The organism is Alcanivorax sp. 97CO-5 (assembly GCF_000524665.1).
GTDB lineage: Bacteria > Pseudomonadota > Gammaproteobacteria > Pseudomonadales > Alcanivoracaceae > Alcanivorax > Alcanivorax borkumensis.
In genome coordinates, this window is sequence record NZ_KI965905.1 from 179,684 (window position 1) to 198,888 (window position 19,205).

A 19,205-nucleotide genomic window follows, 5' to 3' on the forward strand; every position below is an offset into this window, starting at 1 on the left:
CTTTAATTGTTCAAGCAATGTGAAAAGGTGGCGAAATCGCGTTCCTATTGTAGCCGCCGCTCAGGCAGCTGCTACAATGGCGCGTTTTACAGGCTGCTTGATCGTCAGGTAGTCATGGTTACTTTACGCGTTTCGCGATAGATCCGGGGGATCGGTGTCAGACGAAGAGTTGGTCAAGAAAGCCAAAGCTGGCGATCAGCGTGCATTCGAGGTGTTGGTGCGAAAGTATCAGCAGCGCCTTTTTGCGTTGATTAGCCGTTATGTGCGTGACCAGGACGAGGTTCAGGATGTTGCCCAAGAAGCCTTTATCAAGGCTTGGCGCGCGCTGCCCCGATTCCGTGGAGACAGCGCCTTTTATACCTGGCTTTATCGTATTGCGGTCAATACCGCTAAGAATCATTTGGTGTCTGCCAGCCGGCGGCCACCGGGCTCTGACCTGGATGCTGCTGAAGCCGAGCAGTATGCCGGTGCAGAAATGCTGCACGAGATTGGAACCCCGGAGTCCCTCGTGTTGTCAGAGGAACTGGAGGCGGTAATCCATGCAGCAATTAATGAGCTGCCTCAGGAATTAAAGACGGCGGTGACCCTGCGTGAATTCGAGGGCCTAAGCTACGAGGATATAGCGGTCGTCATGGAATGCCCGGTGGGTACAGTTCGGTCTCGGATTTTTCGGGCCAGGGAAGCAATTGACACAGCTGTCCGCCCGCTTTTGGGCTCACAGCGCGGCGATAAAGGGTGAGAGTATGAACAGGGATTTGGAAGCGTTGTCTGCGTTTCTCGACGATGAAACCAGCGAGCTGGAAGCCCGTCGTGTAATGCGCGATATTGACGATGGCGATCTGGATACGCTGGCGCGCTGGCAGTTGGCCCGTGATGTTATGCACCACCAGCCGACCATGGCCGTGCCGGCGGACTTTAATGCCCGCTTGTCTGCCGCGTTGGCGGATGAGGCTTTGCCTGTGCAGCGCCCTGCATGGCTCGGTGGCATGGCGCGCTTGGCAGTAGCCGCCTCTGTGGCGGCGGCCACGGTGGTTGGTTGGCAGACCTGGGAAGGTAGTCAGGCGGCGAATGGTACGGCTGCGCCAGTGATGGCGGCTGCTGCGGATAACCGCGTAAGCCGGCCATTCGGCGAGACCTCGCTAGTGTCTCAGGCATTCATGGCGAGTAACAATGCAGTGGTCGTGCCTGCTTCGGCGGTGCCGGCAGCCCAGCCTCGCGTGAACAACATGCTGTTGCGTCACAGTGATTTCGCAGCGCGCCATAGTGGCCAAGGGATGATGCCTTTCGCTCGCTTGGTCAGCATGGATGCCCGCCACGGGGCTCGCTAACGGATGATGTTGCGAGTTCTTGCTTTCTCTCTGACCCTCTGCTCGCCGGTGATGGCGCTGTCTGAAGTGGCGCTGGCGAATACTTCCCCAGCGCAGGACCAGCTCCAGTCGATGGCCCAGGCTAATCGATCCCTCAATTACACCGGTCGTTTTCTTTATCAGTTTGGTGCGGAAGTGAGCACCATGGAAGTGAGCCACGCGGTGATCGGTGGCCGCGAGTTTCAACGACTGACCCACCTTGATGGCCGTCTAGTCGAGGTGCTGCGCCGCGGTGATGAGGTGGTATGCCTACACCCCAATGGCACGCTTACCCGCATCAACCGTAAGCACTCAGGGCCGTTGGCGTTGGGTGATCGTATCGCCCGCGATGTGCCCGCCCAGTACAACATTCTTGTGGATGGCGATGGTCGTGTTGCGGGCCGAGCGACCACACGCATGCGTGTCGCGCCGCTGGATACTTATCGCTATGGTTATCGGTTGTGGCTGGATAACGACAGTAGCCTGTTGCTGAAATCCGAAATAGTTGATGGCAGCGGGGTGGCGCTTGAGCGGGTGGAGTTTGTGTCTCTGACATTAGCGGCCCCGCTTACCGAACAAGATTTTTCGATCCCTGAAACCGTGAAAGAAAGCGACCTGAAGCCACTAGAGGACTCTCACCCCTCTCACCGGTTGTCTGTGGAAGCGCAATGGATGCCGCCGGGCTTTACCTCTGTGGATCAAGATTGGCGGCAGAGCGGTTCCGATCGCGAGCCGGTGGCGGCACAAGGTTACAGTGACGGCTTAGCCGCTTTCACCGTTTTTGTAGAAGCGGTGGACGGTGGCTCCGTGGAAGAAGGCGTGAGTCGTGTCGGCCCGACGGTGGCAGTCAGCCGCCGCCTCACCGCGCCCAGCGGGGCCTACTTGGTCACCCTGGTGGGTGAGGTGCCGCAAAGTACAGCAGAACGGGTAATCGAAGGTATCCGTGTGCGAGATAGTCAGCTCTGATGTTGGAAGAGCAGGGGATTGTTGTGGCGGTGGAGTCTGGGGCTATTTGGGTGGAAACTGTGCGCGCTTCCACTTGCGGTGCCTGCAAGGCAAAGGCCGGTTGCGGGCATCACCTCATTAATGAACAGCAGTCCGGTCAGCGCGCTCGTTTGCGCGTTCCTTCTCAAGATTCTCACCAGGTTGGCGATACCGTAAATGTGGCCTTACCAGAGGGCGCGCTGATGCGCGGTGCGCTGTGGGTGTACGGCTTGCCGTTAGTATTGCTGTTTGCCGGCGCGTTGCTGGGATCGGCGTTGCCCATTGAGATGGTTGATGCCTCGGCTGTACTGGGCATGGCGGGCCTGTTCCTCGGTTTCGCGATCAACCGTATTATGAGCCGCCGGGCCGGGCATACTCAAGCATATCAGCCACGGGTCGTTCCTACTGCGGATAGCTGCCAGGCCGTGGTGATTCAGCCCGCATCGCAATAGTGAGGCCATGAAAAAGGCCGCCTGATAAAAGGAGACTTCAATGGAACGAGGATATCGTCGTTTCGCAGCAGTGTGGCTTGTCATCTTGAGCGCTGTACTGACAGCTTGCTCCGACCCTTCTTCTGAATCGTCCTCTACCCGCGGAGAACCGCTTGTCACAGGCCTGCCTGATTTCACCCGGCTGGTCGAGAAGGAAGGCCCGGCGGTGGTTAATATCAGCACCGTTACTCACCGAGAGGCATCGTCTGCTACAGATCAACTCAAACAGTTACCTGAGCTGTTCAAACATTTTTTTGAACAGTTTGGCGGTGAGGGTGAAATGCCGTCGTTGCCAGAGCAGGGGGACACTCGTTCGCTGGGCTCCGGGTTCATCATTTCTGCTGATGGTTATGTACTGACCAATAACCATGTGGTGGCGGAAGCGGACGAAATTATGGTGCGCCTGCAAGATCGCCGCGAATTGCCTGCCACGTTGGTGGGGGCAGATGAGCGCAGCGATCTGGCATTGTTGAAAGTAGATGAAGGGGATTTGCCGGTGGTAAATATCGGCTCCTCCGCTGACCTGAAAGTGGGCGAATGGGTATTGGCCATTGGTGCTCCATTCGGTTTCGACAGCAGCGTTACCGCAGGGATTGTCAGTGCCAAGGGCCGCAGTTTGCCCAGTGATAGCTACGTGCCTTTTATTCAAACCGATGTAGCGATTAACCCGGGTAACAGTGGGGGGCCGTTGTTTAACCTGAGCGGTGAAGTGGTTGGTATCAATTCGCAGATATTCAGCCGTTCCGGTGGCTATATGGGCGTGAGTTTTGCCATTCCGGTGGATATGGCCATGGATGTGGTCAACCAGTTGAAAGATGGCGGCAAAGTTAGCCGCGGCTGGTTAGGTGTATTAATTCAGGAAGTGGACCGGGATCTGGCGCAATCGTTTGGCTTAGATTCACCCCGTGGCGCGCTAGTGTCTCAGGTGCTAGAGGGCTCTCCGGCTGAAGCTGCCGGGGTGGAGCCTGGTGATGTGATCATTCGGTTTAATGGTGAAACGATTTATCGCTCTTCTGAGTTGCCCCGTTGGGTGGGCCGGGAGAGGCCGGAATCGGACGTGGATATGGTGGTCATCCGTGATGGTGAAGAGAAGACCTTGTCGGTAACGATCGGGTTGTTGCCGGATAATCCGGAAATGGCCTTAAGCAGTGGTGCCCAGAAGGGTGAAAATGCTGCGGGTGCCAAGTTGGGGCTGACCGTGCGGAAGGCTTCGGCGTCGGAATTGAGCCACCTGGGTTTGAAGGCCGGTGTGGTGATTACTCAGGTTACAGAGGGGCCGGCCCGTAAGGCGGGGCTGCAGGTAGGCGATATTCTGGTCACGCTGCAGGGCTCTCAGATCAATAGCGCGGCTGATTTAGCTGAGGCTGCGGCGAATTTGCCGGAAGACGGTACCGTGGCGGCATTGGTTAATCGTGATGGCACCCCTCGCTTCTTGGCACTTAAGCTGCCATAGCCCCTTTATTTGAGCCCCGCTGTAGGGTTTTTCGGCGCACTGGACGGTGCGCCGTGCAACTCCCCCCCGATATCCGCTAGAATCGCGGCCCATTGTTTGTCGTTTTGAGTATCACGGTGTGTTGTCCGGCGCAGGGTCGGGCAGCAGGACGGCTCTTTCTGTCACTCGGGTTTAAGAATCTGGGGCAGGGAAGGCCGGTGCGGCAACGACTTTTTGTTCAACAGGCCTTATGACTGACATCAAGAATATTCGCAACTTTTCCATTATTGCCCATATCGACCATGGCAAATCGACCCTGGCGGACCGTTTTATTCAGGTTTGCGGCGGCCTCAGCGAGCGTGAGCTGAAAGAGCAGGTGCTTGATTCCATGGAGTTGGAGCGGGAAAGAGGCATTACCATCAAGGCCCAGAGTGTGACCCTGCACTATACGGCCCGTGATGGCGAAACCTACCAGCTGAACTTTATTGATACCCCTGGCCATGTGGATTTCTCCTATGAGGTGTCCCGCTCCCTGTCGGCCTGTGAAGGGGCGTTGTTGGTAGTGGATGCCGCCCAGGGCGTTGAAGCCCAGTCGGTGGCTAACTGTTACACCGCCATAGAGCAAGATCTGGAAGTGTTGGCGGTTCTGAACAAAATTGACTTGCCCCAAGCTGAACCTGAAATGGTGATCAACGAGATCGAGGAAATTATCGGTCTGGATGCCCATGACGCTTGTCGGGTGTCGGCGAAGACCGGCGTTGGCATTGATGACCTGCTTGAGCAGTTGGTAGAGCGTATCCCCGCCCCTGAAGGGAAACGCGAATCGGACTTGCAGGCCCTGATTATCGATTCTTGGTTCGATAATTACATGGGTGTGATCTCGCTGGTCCGGGTGAAAGAAGGGCGCCTGAAGAAGGGCGACAAAATTTTGGTGAAATCCACCGGGCAGACCCACGTGGTTGATAGTTTGGGTATCTTTACTCCGAAGCGTACCGAGACCAAATTGCTGGAAGCCGGTGAAGTGGGCTGGGTGAGCGGCAGCATCAAGGATATTCATGGCGCACCGGTGGGTGACACCCTGACTTTGGCGAAAACCCCGAACGTGGCCGCCCTGCCTGGCTTTAAAAATGTGAAACCGCAGGTTTATGCCGGCATGTTCCCGGTGAGTGCGGATGATTATGAAGATTTCCGTGACGCCCTGGCCAAGCTAACACTTAATGACGCCTCCCTGTTCTACGAACCGGAAACGTCCGATGCGTTGGGCTTCGGTTTTCGGGTGGGTTTCCTGGGCATGTTGCACATGGAAATCATCCAAGAGCGATTGGAGCGTGAATACGATCTGGATTTGATTACCACGGCGCCTACGGTGGTATATGAATTGGCGTTGGTATCCGGTGACATTCTGCATGTGGACAACCCGTCTAAACTGCCTGAAGGCAGCAAGATAGAAGAATTCCGTGAACCGATTGCGCGGGTGAACATCCTGGTGCCCCAGGAATTCGTGGGCAATGTGATCACGCTGTGCGTTGAGCGCCGCGGCGCGCAGATCAACATGCAGTACTTGGGCAAGCAGGTGGCGCTGACCTACGACATTCCCATGGCCGAAGTGGTGTTGGATTTCTTCGATCGAATTAAGTCGGTGAGCCGGGGCTTCGCCTCCATGGACTACGCGTTCGAGCGTTTTGAGGCGACCAAGCTGGTGCGGGTGGATGTGTTGATCAACGGCGACAAAGTGGATGCGCTAGCGATGATCTGCCACTTAGATCAATCTGCTTACCGGGGCCGGGCCCTGTGTGAAAAGATGAAAGAATTGGTGCCACGACAAATGTTCGATGTGGCCATTCAAGCTGCCATTGGTAGCAAGATTATCGCGCGCCAGACGGTAAAAGCCCTACGTAAGAACGTGACCGCGAAATGTTATGGCGGCGACGTATCTCGTAAGAAAAAACTGCTGCAGAAGCAGAAAGAAGGCAAGAAGCGAATGAAGCAGGTGGGCAACGTGGAAATTCCCCAGGAAGCGTTCCTGGCTGTGCTCAAAGTGGATGATTAATTGATAAATGCCTGACGTTAGACGCTGGACGTAAAACCACAAGGCGTCCAGCTGTTGCCTGCTGCGGCTCTGTTAATGGAGATTTCTGTTGGATATTGATATCGGTTTCTGGTTGACCCTGGCTCTGACCATTACGGTGATTGTCTGGCTGATCGACAAGGCGCTTAAGCTGAAGAGTAAGGGCGGCCCGGTGGGCAGTGTGGTGGAAACCTCCAATTCACTGATCTCGGTGTTTTTTGTGGTGCTGGTGATTCGTTCGTTTATTGTTGAGCCTTTTACCATCCCCTCGGGCTCCATGTTGCCAACGCTGAAGGTGAACGATTTTATTCTGGTGAACAAGTTTGCCTATGGGCTACGTTTGCCGGTAACTAACACCAAGATAATTGAGACTGGCGAGCCGGAACGGGGTGATGTCATGGTGTTTAAGTTTCCGGATAACCGGAAACAGAACTTCATCAAGCGCGTGGTTGGTTTGCCCGGTGATACGGTTCAGGTGAAAGACAACGTGTTAACGGTGAACGGTGAGACAGTCGATCGAGACTTGGTGAACGAGTGGGTTGGTTCTGGCGTATGGCGCAAGCAATATGTGGAACAGCTGGGTAACGCTAGCCACTTGATCTGGCAGGAAGGCAAAATTAACCCCTACACTGGACGGAAAACCCCGCAGGCGCGCACCCAGGGTGAGTGGACTGTGCCGGAAGATGCTTACTTTGTGATGGGCGATAACCGGGATAACAGTAACGACAGCAGATTCTGGGGTATAGTCCCTGAGGAGCTGGTCGTGGGGGAAGCATTTATGATATGGATGCACTGGAAACCGATTTTCTCTCTGCCCAGTTTTTCTCGTAATGGTGCCATTGATAAGGTGGAGGCAAATTACAATGATGACAACTAAGCCCTCACAGCAACGCGGGATGTCACTGATCAGCGGGGCAATTGTGCTGATCGTTGTGGCAATCTTGGGGACAGCTGCATTTCGTATGATCCCGGCTTATATGGAACATAATACGATTTCGACGGCCATCCGTTCATTACTGCAGGATAGCAAAACGGCGCTGATGTCTCCGCGCGAAATTCGCGACGGACTGAGCAAGCGGTTCACTATCAACCAAGTTAATGTTATTTCTGTTGATGATCTGGTTATCGTTAAGAAAGGCGGTGTTCTGACCGTCTCTACAGATTATGAAGTGCGAGAACCGTTGTTCTACAACGTAAGTATCGTGATGAGCTTCAATGATGAGTTCAAAAAAGACATTCGCCAGTGAACGGTGACCTTAATAGGCTGATGGCCCGCCTGGGCTATCAATTTCAGGACCTCTCCCTTCTTGAGTTGGCACTCACGCATCGTAGTGTTAGCCGCCATCGTAATTATGAGCGGTTGGAATTTCTTGGTGATGCTCAACTCGGGCAGATCATCTCTGTCGCTCTGTTTGAGCAATTTCCAGAGGCTGCCGAAGGGCAACTTACCCGCATGCGTGCCTCTCTTGTTCGCGGTCAGACGTTGGCTTTGGTGGCGCGGGAATTAGGCTTGGGTGAATATCTGGTATTGGGAGGGGGGGAATTGAAAAGCGGCGGTTTTCGTCGTGATTCCATTTTGGCTGATGCGCTGGAGTCGATTATTGGCGCTATGCTGTTGGATGGTGGAGAGCCCCGCTGTCGTGAGGTGGTGCTGGCCTGGTTTGCGCCGCGTCTTGACGCAATTTCTCCACAGAGCGCCCAGAAAGATGCTAAGACCCGTTTGCAGGAATGGCTGCAAGCGCGCAAGTTTGAATTACCGACCTATGAGGTGACCCAGGTAGAAGGCCTGGCGCCGAAACAGACCTTCGATGTGCAATGCTCACTGGATAATGTGCAGCAGATATTTATCGCCCAAGGTGCAAGTCGCCGAAAGGCTGAGCAAGAGGCGGCAAGCCTGGCGCTTGAATGGCTGGAGCAGCAGTATGACTGATACCCCGTCGTCTCAACCCGACAACCCTCAAACCACCCGGTGTGGCATGGTGTCGATTGTTGGACGCCCCAATGTGGGTAAATCCACGTTGATGAATCATCTGATTGGTCAGAAAGTAAGTATCACCTCGCGCAAACCGCAGACCACTCGCCATCGGATTCATGGCATTCTTAGCCGCGATAATTACCAGATTGTGTTTGCTGACACTCCGGGTATTCACACTGGCCAGGAAAAGGCGCTAAACCGCGCCATGAATGAGGCTGCGGTATCGACCCTGTTTGGGGTGGATGTGATCTGCATGATGGTGGATGCCATGAAGTGGACACCGGCGGACGAGCACGTGCTGTCCTTGCTGCCAGAAGGAGGCGACGTTCCGGTATTGTTGATCATTAACAAGGTCGACAATGTGGATGACAAGAGCGCTTTATTGCCGCATATACAGTCTCTGAGTGAGCGCTATCCCTTTGACGCGGTTATTCCGGTATCTGCACTGCGTGAACAGAATTTGGTGGAGTTGGAAAAAGCCTTGGTTGATCGCTTGCAAGAAGGAGACTTCTGGTACGAGGAAGATCAACTTACCGACCGTAGCTTACGGTTTATGGTGGCAGAGATTATTCGTGAGAAAGTGGTTCGCCAACTGGGCCAGGAAGTGCCGCACCAGGTGAGTGTTGAAGTGGAGCTGTGGGAAGACGGCCCCCGCGTCACAGAGATTTCGGCCGCCATTTTGGTGGAGCGCCGTGGTCAGAAAAAAATTCTTATTGGCGACAAGGGCGAGCGGATCAAGCAGATTGGTATTCAAGCCCGTGAGGATATCGAACGCCTGATTGAGCGCAAAGTGATGCTTAATCTGTGGGTGAAAATCAAGGCGGGCTGGTCTGACGATGCCCGTGCGTTGCGCTCCCTTGGCTATGATGAAAGGAATTGAACGCTCAAAGTTGAAAAGCGCGGATAAACAGGGTGTAAGTCATGAAAGCTACTTTGCACGTTTCTGTGTTGGCTGAGGCGCGGGCACGGCATAACCGTAACAGCGCGATCCATCTCGCACTGTTGAACGTTCAACTGCATCCATGATTCCTGATAGTAGCGCGCTGCAAGCCGCTTGGCTGATTCACCGGCGGCCTTTTCGTAATACCAGCCTGACGGTGGACCTGTTTCTGCCAAACCTGGGCCGTGTTGGTGCGGTGGTTCGCGGTGGGCGTAAAGATCCTCTGTTGGCTCCGTTTACTCCTTTGTGGGTGGAGTTGAAGCCCTCCGGTGATATGTACTCCCTGCGTGCCTGTGAGCCACGGGGCAGTCGGCTATTGCTGAGCGGCAAGACGCTATATTGTGGCTTCTACCTGAATGAGCTGCTCACTCGGCTGCTGCATCGGGATGACCCCAATCCCGCGATATGGCCGTTATACGAACAGGCGTTGTCTGATTTACTAACCGATATTCCGCTGGATATTACCCTGCGGCAATTCGAGTTGGCGGCGCTGGAGGAAATCGGTTACGGCATTGCTCTGGACCAGGATGTCCATGGTCAGGAATTGGAGGCGGATGCCCGCTATCAGTTAAATCCTGAGCAGGGTCTGGTGCGGACAGAGGCTGCCCCGAGCTATGTGGGAGCGGATTTGTTGGCCATTTGTGGCGGAAATTGGCATCCCACTGCTCGTAAGGCAGCACTAAATGTGTGTCGTCAAATGCTGGCCCCGCATCTAGGAAATCGCCCCCTGAAAAGCCGCGAACTGTTTCGGGGGAAATGAAAGTGACAATCAAAATATTAGCTACCCGCTAGAAGCTAGAATTCCGGGTCGGCCTCTACCGTCCGGCCAGATAAGAATGCGTTTAAGGTGAGTTTTATGTCCAGAGTACTTCTCGGCGTTAACATCGATCATATTGCTACCCTACGCCAGGCCCGAGGTACCCGTTATCCGGAGCCGGTACAGGCGGCTTTGGTGGCGGAACAGGCGGGTGCTGATGGCATTACCGTGCACTTGCGTGAAGACCGCCGTCATATCAATGATCGGGACGTAGAGTTGCTCGCCCAGACACTACAAACGCGGATGAACCTGGAAATGGCGGCCACTGAAGAAATGGTGGGTATCGCCTGTCGGACTCAACCACCGCATTGCTGCTTGGTACCGGAAAAGCGTGAAGAACTGACCACCGAAGGGGGGTTGGATGTAGTGGGTAATAAGGCGTGGATTGCTCAGTGTTGTCAGCGATTGGGGCAAGCGGGAATCGAGGTGTCGTTATTTATTGATGCAGAGGAATCCCAAATTCTTGCCGCTCGTGAATGCGGAGCACCGGCCATTGAAATTCATACTGGCGGCTATGCTGACGCGCAAACTATTGATCAACAGCAGCAGGAACTGGCGCGTATTCGTTCTGCAGTGGCCTTTGCTTTGGCGCAGGGGTTAATTGTGAATGCGGGCCACGGGTTGCATTACCATAACACCTTAGCGATTGCTGAGATTCCCGGCATCAACGAACTTAATATCGGGCATAGCATTATTGCTAGGGCCGCGATTACCGGTCTGGATGAAGCCGTGCGTAGCATGCGTAGCCTGCTCGACACAGTGTGATTCTTCCCGCAAGTTCCCTTAAACGCAGGGAATTCAAGGGGCGTTAGGCTTCTGACCCAAAGTCATAGCGTGGCCTTGATCTTGGTAGAGTTGCTCTAGGGCACAGATTTCATCACACAGGGCGGAGACCAGTGGCCGGAGCCGGTCTCGGCTACTACCGGTTTTCAATGCTTCTTCCAATCGCCGGGCGGCTTGTTCTAGCCTTGCAGCACCGCAGTAGCGAGTGGCGCCATGGAGTTTGTGTACTCGCTCCAATAAGTCACTGTTATCGTTTCGATCGAACGCTGCAGAGATGGCCGGTCGATCCGTCTCCAGGCTATCGAGTAGCATTTCCAGCATTTCGTCGGCTAGCTGATCACGGCCCCCTGCACGACGGCGGGCCAGCTCGGGATCAAAGACCTGATCGCTATCGTCGTTGTTATCAGGTGCATCTGGCAGGTCACCATTGGGGCAATCCAGCACCCACTTTTCAAGCGTATGGCGCAACTGCTCCTCTGTAATGGGTTTGCTCAGATAATCATCTAGCCCACTGTCCAGCAGTTCGCGGCGCTCGCTGTCCAGTGCGTGGGCGGTGAGCGCCACAATTGGAGTATGTGTTCCATCGGGCTCCGCGGCGCGCATGCGTTTGCTCGTCTCCTTACCGTCCATACCGGGCATCTGGATGTCCATGAAAACCAGGTCGAAGGGGTGTCTCTGGAAGGTGTCCAGAGCGCTCTGGCCGCTATCACAGGCGGTAACCGTGACACCGAGCTCTTCTAGGAAAACCCGGGCCAATTTCAGGTTCCCCGGATGGTCATCCACCAGCAGTACCGAAATGGGTTGTGGAAACTGGCTGCGAACCTGTTGTCGGGGGGGTGTCAGTGTGTCTTGGCCGCTTAGGGAAAGCAGCGCGCTGTGTAGCCGTTGGCGGGTGACGGGTTTGCTCTGAACCTGGCAGTGTGGGTAAGTCTCTAGCCAGCGGGAAACATGCTCGGGATTGTTGCACAGTATCAGCGTGGGAATCTCTCGCGCCGCTAGATTATTCAATAGCTTTGGTAGGTCAATGCTCGTTGCTTGGCAGGGCAAGCCGACAACCAGAAAATCGCTTTGCGCCAGCTCTCCGTTATCCAGCGTGGTCATGAGGCCGTCGAGACTGTGTTGTTCGTGGATATGCAGTTGCAGATGGCTGAGCATGTGGTACAGGCCCATGCGGCCGTATTCATCATTTTCGATCAAGGTGACTGTGCAGCCGATCAAGGCCTCAGATAGCGCTTGGACGGGTTGTTGGGGGGCACGTTCGGTGCGCAGGGTGAACCAGAAAGTGGAGCCGCGTTCCTCACAACTTTCAATACCAATTTCACCGCCCATGCTTTCCACCAGACGCTTGCTGATGGCTAGTCCAAGCCCGGTGCCGCCTTCTTGTCGGCGAGCGCTTTGATCAGCCTGGGTAAACGCACGGAACAAATTCTTCTGATTTTCTTGGCTTAAGCCGTGACCGGTATCGGTGACAGTAATCTTGATGATGGCTTCGGCCCCTCGATCCTCTTCTAGCATGGCGCGTACCACTACCGAGCCGTGATCGGTGAATTTAATCGCGTTGCTAAGCAGGTTGGTCAGTACCTGGCGAATGCGCAGGGGGTCGCCCAGCAGGGCCACGGGCACATCGGAATAGATAATGGACGCTTGCTCCAGGCCCCGTTCCTGGGCCATGGGGGCCAGCAGTGTCTGTACGTCCTCGATTAGATCGTGAAGGTTAAGAGGGGTGTGATCCAGAGAAAGTTTGCCGGCTTCGATTTTGGAGAAGTCGAGCACGTCGTTAATGATAGCGAGCAGCGATTCCGCGCTTTTATGAATCGTGGATAGGTACTCTTCTTGACGAGCGCTCAGCGGTGACCGATGCAGTAATTTGGTGAAGCCGATTATGCCGTTGAGTGGGGTGCGAATTTCGTGGCTCATGTTGGCCAGAAATTCAGACTTGATGTGACTGGCTTTCAGGGCTTCCTTGCGGGCCATATCCAGTTCGATGTTCTGAATCTCGATGGTTTCCAGGGTTTCACGCAAATCTAGAGTGGCTTGGTCTACATTCTTCTGCAATTCCGTTTGCGCGTCTGCTAGGGCGGCAATCATTTGCTGCAGGGCGGTTTCCAGTTCAGAGAGCTCGCTCTTGGCTTGAGTCTGAATTGTTATGCTCAAATCACCATCGCGAATACGATGCACGGCATTGACCATCTCGCTGATGGGTTGAGTAAGTTGCCGGGAAAAACGCATGGCGGGGATCATGGCGGCCATGATTAGAGCAAGCATCACCAGAAACAAAGTGAGCAGGTTTTCCAGCGTGGATAGGTATTGTCCTTGACGGGAAAATTCTACAGTGAGTTGAGCGGGTAAGCTGCCGCGCAGACTTCGCTGAAGTTGCCAGCTAGTATCGGTGATAATACGGCCTTGTTCATCGGTTGTTGCGGTGGGGGATGTGGGGCGCAACCGTGGCCCGGCGTGAAGAGAAGGCCTACCATCGTTGAATATCAGGGTGGCGGCGCGCACATCCTGTTCTTCCAGCAATTGGCGTAACAGCATTTGCTGTTTGTTCTGGCTGTTATGGGGCAGGGTTTCCAGCTGGGCGGCATAGCTATCGGTGACCAGCTGCTGACGTTGGGCATTGGTATCACGGACATCGATAATCCGGTTCACCATTGAATAGCCACCAATGATCAGTGCCGCCAATAAAGCGGGCATAGCGGCCATTAACATCAGGCGTGAGCGAAGGCTTTGATTGACCATGAATTCCCGATTGCTGTTATTTGCCCCATTATGCATGAAGAGCATCAACATGCAGCACGCCTCACGCAACGGCACATTTGTAGAGAGTGAGGACGCTAAGCATGAAGGTCGAGCGCCATTAGCCGGCACGAATTTTTTGGCCAAGGGGCGTGATGACGGACAACCGACTCGTTGTGTGAGGCGTGCAGCGCGCCGCCATTTTTTAGGTACAATACGCGCCATGAATTATAAAACCATTGAACAGACCGTGGGTAATACGCCTCTTGTGCGCTTGCAGCGCATGCCGGGAAAGACCAGCAATACCATTTTGGTCAAGCTCGAGGGCAATAACCCCGCCGGTTCGGTAAAAGACCGCCCGGCATTAAACATGATCCTCAAGGCCGAGCAGCGTGGCGATATCCAGCCCGGTGATACCTTGATCGAAGCGACCAGTGGCAACACCGGTATAGCGCTGGCCATGGCCGCCGCCATGCGCGGTTATCGCATGAAATTAATCATGCCGGCTAACCAGAGCCAGGAACGCCGTGATGCCATGGCCGCCTACGGCGCCGAGTTGATTTCCGTGAGTAAAGAGCAGGGCATGGAAGGCGCGCGGGATTTGGCTCAGGCCATGCAGGCGCGAGGTGAAGGCACGGTGCTGGACCAATTTGGTAACCGGGATAATCCGCTGGCCCACTATGAAAGCACCGGTCCGGAAATTTGGCGCGATACGAATGGCACCATTACCCATTTCGTGAGTTCTATGGGCACAACCGGCACCATCATGGGCTGTAGCATGTACCTTAAGGAGCAGAATCCGGCTATTCAGATTGTCGGCCTGCAACCGGTGGACGGCGCATCCATTCCCGGTATCCGCCGCTGGCCGAAGGAATACCTGCCGACTATTTATGACGATTCCCGGGTGGATCGAGTGGTGGATATGGGGCAGACGCTGGCAGAACGCACTATGCGTCGCCTGGCCCGCGAAGAGGGAATTAGCTGCGGAGTGTCGTCCGGTGGAGCGGTGGCCGGTGCATTGCAATTAAGTGAAGAACTGGAAAATGCCGTTATCGTGGCGATTATCTGTGATCGGGGTGACCGTTACTTGTCCACCGGCGTGTTTCAGGAAGCACAGCAAGGAGAAACTCAGGGATGAATGTTCTGGTTTTTGATATCGAAACCATTCCAGATCTGGACGGCGGACGCCGTATTTATGATTTGGGTGGCCTGAGCGACAAGGATACGGCCAGTGCCTTGCTGAACCTGCGTCGACAGGAAAATGGCACCGAATTTCTGCGCCTGCACTTGCATCGCATTGTTGCTATTTCCGTGGTGTTGCGCTCATCGCAAGGCCTTAAGGTGTGGACACTGGGCGATGAAAACAGCACGGAAAAAGAGCTGATCGAACGGTTTTACGACGGCATCGATCGCTTTACTCCCAACCTAGTGAGCTGGAATGGCGGTGGTTTTGACCTGCCTGTTCTGCATTACCGCGCGCTCAAGCATGGGGTCACCGCCCACCGTTATTGGGAAACCGGCAACGAAGACAACAGCTTCAAATGGAACAACTACCTGAGCCGCTACCATCAGCGCCACCTGGACCTGATGGACGTGCTGGCCATGTACAACGGGCGCGCCAATGCCCCGCTGGACCAGATCGCCACGCTGCTGGGCTTTCCGGGCAAAATGGGCATGAGCGGCGGCAAGGTTTTCGATGCCTTCCAAGAGGGCGACCTCAAGGGCATTCGTGATTACTGCGAAACCGATGTGCTCAACACCTGGTTGGTTTACCTGCGCTTCCAATTGATGCGTGGCGAGCTGGATGCCACCGGATACGATCAGGAACTGACCTTGCTGCAGGATTACCTGAAGCAGGAAGGGCACCCACATTTTCTGGCGTTTCTGGATACCTGGCAGAAGGCATCGGGGGTGTGATGCCCCCGGTCGCGTTGCAAATCTGACGCCCGCCGCCTGAAACGATACAATCCGCACCACATTGGCAGCCGCTGTAGCACGGTTGCCCACCTAGCTGTTCACTCCAGAGCATTGAGATTTCCATGGCACGACGTCGCAAGCAGTTACCGGAAACGCCGGAACCCGCCAGCATTGAAACCCTGAGTCACGATGGCCGGGGCATCGCCCGACGCGATGGCAAAACCACCTTTATTGATAATGCACTTCCCGGTGAAGAGGTGATGTTCAAGTTCACCTATATGCGCCGCAAGTTCGATGAAGGCAAAGCCGTGGAAATTGTGACTGCCTCGCCGGATCGGGTCACCCCGCCTTGCGAGCACAGTACTCTGTGTGGTGGCTGTAGCCTGCAGCACATGAGCCCTGAGGTGCAGGTATCGCGCAAACAAGCAGTATTGCGCGAACAACTAGCGCATTTTGGTGGGCTGGAACCGGAGGAATGGCTAGCGCCGCTGACCGGGCCGGTAACCGGTTATCGCAGTAAGGCGCGCATGGGCGTGAAATACGTGGAAGCCAAGGGCGAAACGCTGGTGGGCTTTCGGGAGAAACGTAACAGCTTCATCGCCCAGTTACACACCTGTGAGGTGCTGATTCCAGATGTGGGCCACCGTATTGATGAGTTACGTACTCTGATGCACGGCCTAGAAAGTCGTAGTCGCATTCCGCAGATCGAATTGGCCGCCGGCGATGACGACGTGGCGTTGATTATCCGTCACTTGGACCCACTGTCTGAGGCAGATCAACAAGCCCTGCTGGGCTTTTGCCAGAATCTAGGTTGGCACTGTTATCTGCAGCCGGGCAACGAAAGCACGGTGCATCGTATTTGGCCGCAAGAGGGTGAACAGCGCCTGTACTACAAACATCCGTCGGCAGGGGTTGAACTGGCCTTTCACCCAACGGATTTCACCCAGGTGAATGCAGAAATTAACCGCAAGATGGTGCCGTTGGCATTGGACTTGCTGGATATCTCACCGGATCACACGGTGCTGGACCTGTTCTGCGGCCTGGGGAATTTCACCATTCCTGCCGCTAAGCGGGCCGGCAAGGTGGTGGGCGTGGAGGTCAGCCAAGCCATGGTCGAGCGCGGTTACGAGAATGCCCGCCGTAACAGCTTGGAAAACCTGGAGTTTCACGCCTGGGACCTGAGCCAGGACGTTAGCGGCCAGGCCTGGGCCAGACAGACCTATGACCGTATCTTGATTGATCCGCCGCGTACCGGGGCACTGGAAATGGTGAAACTGATGCCCCGCCTTGGTGCATCCAAGATTGTTTATGTGTCATGCAACCCCGCCACATTGGCCCGTGATGCCGGGGAACTGATGGCGCTGGGCTACCGTCTTAAAGCGGCCGGTGTGATGGATATGTTCCCCCATACCACCCACGTTGAGTCTATCGCTGTATTCGAAAAAATGAAGAAAAAGTAGCAGGGTTTGCCATGGTAACGGTTCGTCGACAGCCTTCTGAAGGTTCTATCGTTCACTGGAGAGATTGGGTCGTCCAGTTGGAGGACCGTGCACCGGTCCGAGAGCGTGCTTTGTTGGAACAAGCCTGCGAACGCGCAGAGCAATGTCAGCTGGCCGGTGAAGCGGCTGGGCGGGTATGGCCCTACGGCAAAGGCTGCCTGGATATTGGCCTGGAGATGGCCGAAGTGCTGGTGGACCTAGGCGCTGACAGCGATGTTCTTCCTGCCGCTATCCTTTATCGGGCGGTGCGTGAAGGGCAGGTCACCCTGCTGGAAGTGGAGAAAGAATTTGGCCCGGAGGTAGCGAACCTGATTGAAGGCGTGCTGCGCATGGCGGCAATCAGCACCTCCCTTAACCCTACCCGGAAAGCTGTATTGGGCCAGCAGGATGGCCAGCTCGACAACATGCGCAAGATGCTGGTGGCCATGGTCGACGACGTGCGCGTTGCCTTGGTAAAGCTTGCCGAACGTACTGTGATCATTCGTGCCGTCAAGGAATCGACCCCGGAGCGCCAGAGCAAGGTGGCGCAGGAAATCTTCGATATCTACGCGCCGCTGGCCCACCGACTCGGTGTGGGTCAGTTGAAGTGGGAGCTGGAGGATCTATCTTTCCGCTACCTGCAATCAGGTGCCTACAAAAAAATTGCCAAGCTGTTGGATGAGAAACGCTTGGCACGCGAGCAGTATATTGAAAATGTACTGGACCAGCTGCGCGGTTATCTGAAAAAGAACGGCATCGGTGGTGCCGAAGTGAATGGTCGTGCCAAGCATATCTACAGTATCTGGCGCAAGATGCAGAAAAAGCATCTGGACTTTGGTGAAGTCTATGATGTGCGCGCGGTGCGTATTCTGGTGCCGGAAGTGCGCGATTGTTATGCCGCTCTGGGGGTGGTTCATTCACTTTGGCAGCATGTGCCTAAAGAGTTCGATGACTACATTGCCAGCCCCAAAGGCAATGGCTACCAGAGCCTGCATACCGCGGTAGTCGGCCCGGAACGCAAGATGCTTGAAGTGCAGATTCGTACCTTCGATATGCATGAAGAGGCGGAGCTGGGTGTCTGCGCTCACTGGCGTTACAAAGAAGGGGCCAAGAAAGGCAAAAGTGGGGTTACCGATTACGAACAGCGTATCGCCTGGCTTCGTCAGGTGCTCGAGTGGCACGAAGAGCTGGGCGATGATAGCCCGGATGCCATGGTGGATGAACTGCGCCACGGCCTAGTCAGTGACCGGGTGTATGTCTTCACCCCGGAAGGGCATGTGGTGGACTTAGAATCTGGCGCTACGCCGGTGGACTTTGCCTATCACATTCATACCGAAGTGGGGCATCGCTGCCGAGGCGCCAAGGTTAACGGCCATATCGTGCCATTGAACTACAGCCTGAACACCGGCGAACAGGTCACCATTCTCACCACCAAGGAAGGTGGCCCCAGCCGTGACTGGTTGACCCCGTCGCTGGGTTATGTGGCTACCTCGTCAGCTCGGGCAAGAATCCAACAATGGTTTAAACGTCAGGACCGCGATGTCCACATCGTCCAGGGGCGCACCATCCTGGAAAAGGAAATGTCGCGGTTAGCGTTGGATAAAGTAGACCTTGATACTCTTGCTCCTCACCTTAACTTGAAAACCGGTGATGACGTTTTGGCGTCGTTGGGGGCGGGGGATTTGCGGCCTGGGCATGTGGTTAATCAAGTTCAGGCCCTGCAACCAGACCACAACCAGCAAGAACTGGAATTTGTTCCCGCCAAACCGAAAGCATCCACCAGTGGTGATATTACCATTCATGGCGTAGGTAACTTACTGACGCACATGGCGGGTTGTTGCCAACCGGTACCTGGCGATCAGGTCATGGGTTTCATCACCCAAGGGCGGGGCGTGACAGTGCACCGCGCCGACTGTGAAAAGCTGCTAGCGATGCAGGGTGATGACCCTAACCGCGTGATCGAGGTTACCTGGGGCGAAGCGGATCGGATTACCTACCCAGTAGATGTGTTCCTGCGTGCCTGGGACCGACAAGGCTTGCTCAAGGACGTGATTGCGGTGCTGGCCAATGAAAAGGTCAACGTGACCGCGGTGCACACCCAATCTCATCAGGACGACAACACCGCCACCATGCTGCTCACGCTGGAAATTGCGACCTTGGGTAACCTGGGCAAAGTATTGGCCAAGCTGGATCAGCTCAAAGGCGTATTGGAAGTACGACGCTACAAGAAATGAGTAA

The 19,205-nt window shown here is 55.1% G+C and carries 17 protein-coding genes; 16 read left to right on the plus strand and 1 reads right to left on the minus strand.

Annotation, left to right across the window (positions count from 1 at the left end):
* Positions 1–154: 154 nt before the first annotated feature.
* The 12 genes from rpoE to pdxJ all read left to right on the plus strand — a co-directional run bounded on the left by rpoE (position 155) and on the right by pdxJ (position 10,818).
* Positions 155–739: an RNA polymerase sigma factor RpoE gene (gene rpoE / locus Y017_RS12490; RefSeq protein WP_011588920.1), complete on the plus strand. Its 585-nt coding sequence runs from the start codon at positions 155–157 to the stop codon at positions 737–739.
* A gap of 4 nt (positions 740–743) precedes the next feature.
* Positions 744–1,328: a sigma-E factor negative regulatory protein gene (locus Y017_RS12495; RefSeq protein WP_011588919.1), complete on the plus strand. Its 585-nt coding sequence runs from the start codon at positions 744–746 to the stop codon at positions 1,326–1,328.
* A 3-nt stretch (positions 1,329–1,331) separates the two neighbouring features.
* Positions 1,332–2,312, plus strand: coding sequence for a MucB/RseB C-terminal domain-containing protein (locus Y017_RS12500; RefSeq protein WP_011588918.1), 981 nt, complete (start codon positions 1,332–1,334; stop codon positions 2,310–2,312).
* On the plus strand, positions 2,312–2,782 hold the full coding sequence (locus tag Y017_RS12505; protein WP_035461155.1) for a SoxR reducing system RseC family protein: 471 nt from the start codon (positions 2,312–2,314) through the stop codon (positions 2,780–2,782). Before Y017_RS12500 ends, Y017_RS12505 begins: the two co-directional genes overlap by 1 nt.
* A gap of 40 nt (positions 2,783–2,822) precedes the next feature.
* A complete protein-coding gene (locus tag Y017_RS12510) occupies positions 2,823–4,274 on the plus strand; it encodes a DegQ family serine endoprotease (RefSeq protein WP_035461158.1) in 1,452 nt (483 codons plus the stop codon).
* 229 nt (positions 4,275–4,503) lie between these two features.
* Positions 4,504–6,303 (plus strand): translation elongation factor 4, encoded by a 1,800-nt coding sequence (gene lepA / locus Y017_RS12515; protein WP_011588915.1) that lies wholly within the window; start codon positions 4,504–4,506, stop codon positions 6,301–6,303.
* A gap of 88 nt (positions 6,304–6,391) precedes the next feature.
* The gene (lepB, locus tag Y017_RS12520; protein ID WP_011588914.1) at positions 6,392–7,198 is read left to right on the plus strand and encodes a signal peptidase I; all 807 of its coding nucleotides are present in this window, start codon (positions 6,392–6,394) and stop codon (positions 7,196–7,198) included.
* Entirely contained in the window at positions 7,185–7,568 is a 384-nt protein-coding gene (locus Y017_RS12525) for a DUF4845 domain-containing protein (protein ID WP_011588913.1), read from the plus strand. Before lepB ends, Y017_RS12525 begins: the two co-directional genes overlap by 14 nt.
* On the plus strand, positions 7,565–8,251 hold the full coding sequence (gene rnc / locus Y017_RS12530; protein ID WP_011588912.1) for a ribonuclease III: 687 nt from the start codon (positions 7,565–7,567) through the stop codon (positions 8,249–8,251). The genes Y017_RS12525 and rnc overlap by 4 nt, the downstream gene beginning before the upstream one ends.
* Positions 8,244–9,176: a GTPase Era gene (era, locus tag Y017_RS12535; protein WP_011588911.1), complete on the plus strand. Its 933-nt coding sequence runs from the start codon at positions 8,244–8,246 to the stop codon at positions 9,174–9,176. Before rnc ends, era begins: the two co-directional genes overlap by 8 nt.
* A 142-nt stretch (positions 9,177–9,318) precedes the next feature.
* Positions 9,319–9,996, plus strand: a complete 678-nt coding sequence (recO, locus tag Y017_RS12540; RefSeq protein WP_035461161.1) for a DNA repair protein RecO — start codon at positions 9,319–9,321, stop codon at positions 9,994–9,996.
* Between the two features lie 96 nt (positions 9,997–10,092).
* Positions 10,093–10,818, plus strand: coding sequence for a pyridoxine 5'-phosphate synthase (gene pdxJ, locus Y017_RS12545; protein ID WP_035461163.1), 726 nt, complete (start codon positions 10,093–10,095; stop codon positions 10,816–10,818).
* A 33-nt stretch (positions 10,819–10,851) separates the two neighbouring features.
* Here the strand turns inward: pdxJ and Y017_RS12550 are convergent, their stop codons facing one another.
* Positions 10,852–13,626: a response regulator gene (locus Y017_RS12550; RefSeq protein ID WP_051428766.1), complete on the minus strand. Its 2,775-nt coding sequence runs from the start codon at positions 13,624–13,626 to the stop codon at positions 10,852–10,854.
* Between the two features lie 169 nt (positions 13,627–13,795).
* On the opposite strand from Y017_RS12550, the gene cysM reads away from it, so the two are divergent.
* From cysM to relA, 4 genes are all read left to right on the plus strand, one after another.
* Positions 13,796–14,710, plus strand: coding sequence for a cysteine synthase CysM (gene cysM, locus Y017_RS12555; protein ID WP_011588907.1), 915 nt, complete (start codon positions 13,796–13,798; stop codon positions 14,708–14,710).
* Positions 14,707–15,489 (plus strand): 3'-5' exonuclease, encoded by a 783-nt coding sequence (locus Y017_RS12560; RefSeq protein ID WP_011588906.1) that lies wholly within the window; start codon positions 14,707–14,709, stop codon positions 15,487–15,489. Before cysM ends, Y017_RS12560 begins: the two co-directional genes overlap by 4 nt.
* A gap of 122 nt (positions 15,490–15,611) precedes the next feature.
* Complete coding sequence (gene rlmD / locus Y017_RS12565; RefSeq protein WP_011588905.1) at positions 15,612–16,949, plus strand: 23S rRNA (uracil(1939)-C(5))-methyltransferase RlmD; 1,338 nt, start codon at positions 15,612–15,614, stop codon at positions 16,947–16,949.
* 11 nt (positions 16,950–16,960) lie between these two features.
* Entirely contained in the window at positions 16,961–19,201 is a 2,241-nt protein-coding gene (relA, locus tag Y017_RS12570; RefSeq protein WP_011588904.1) for a GTP diphosphokinase, read from the plus strand.
* Positions 19,202–19,205 lie beyond the last annotated feature (4 nt).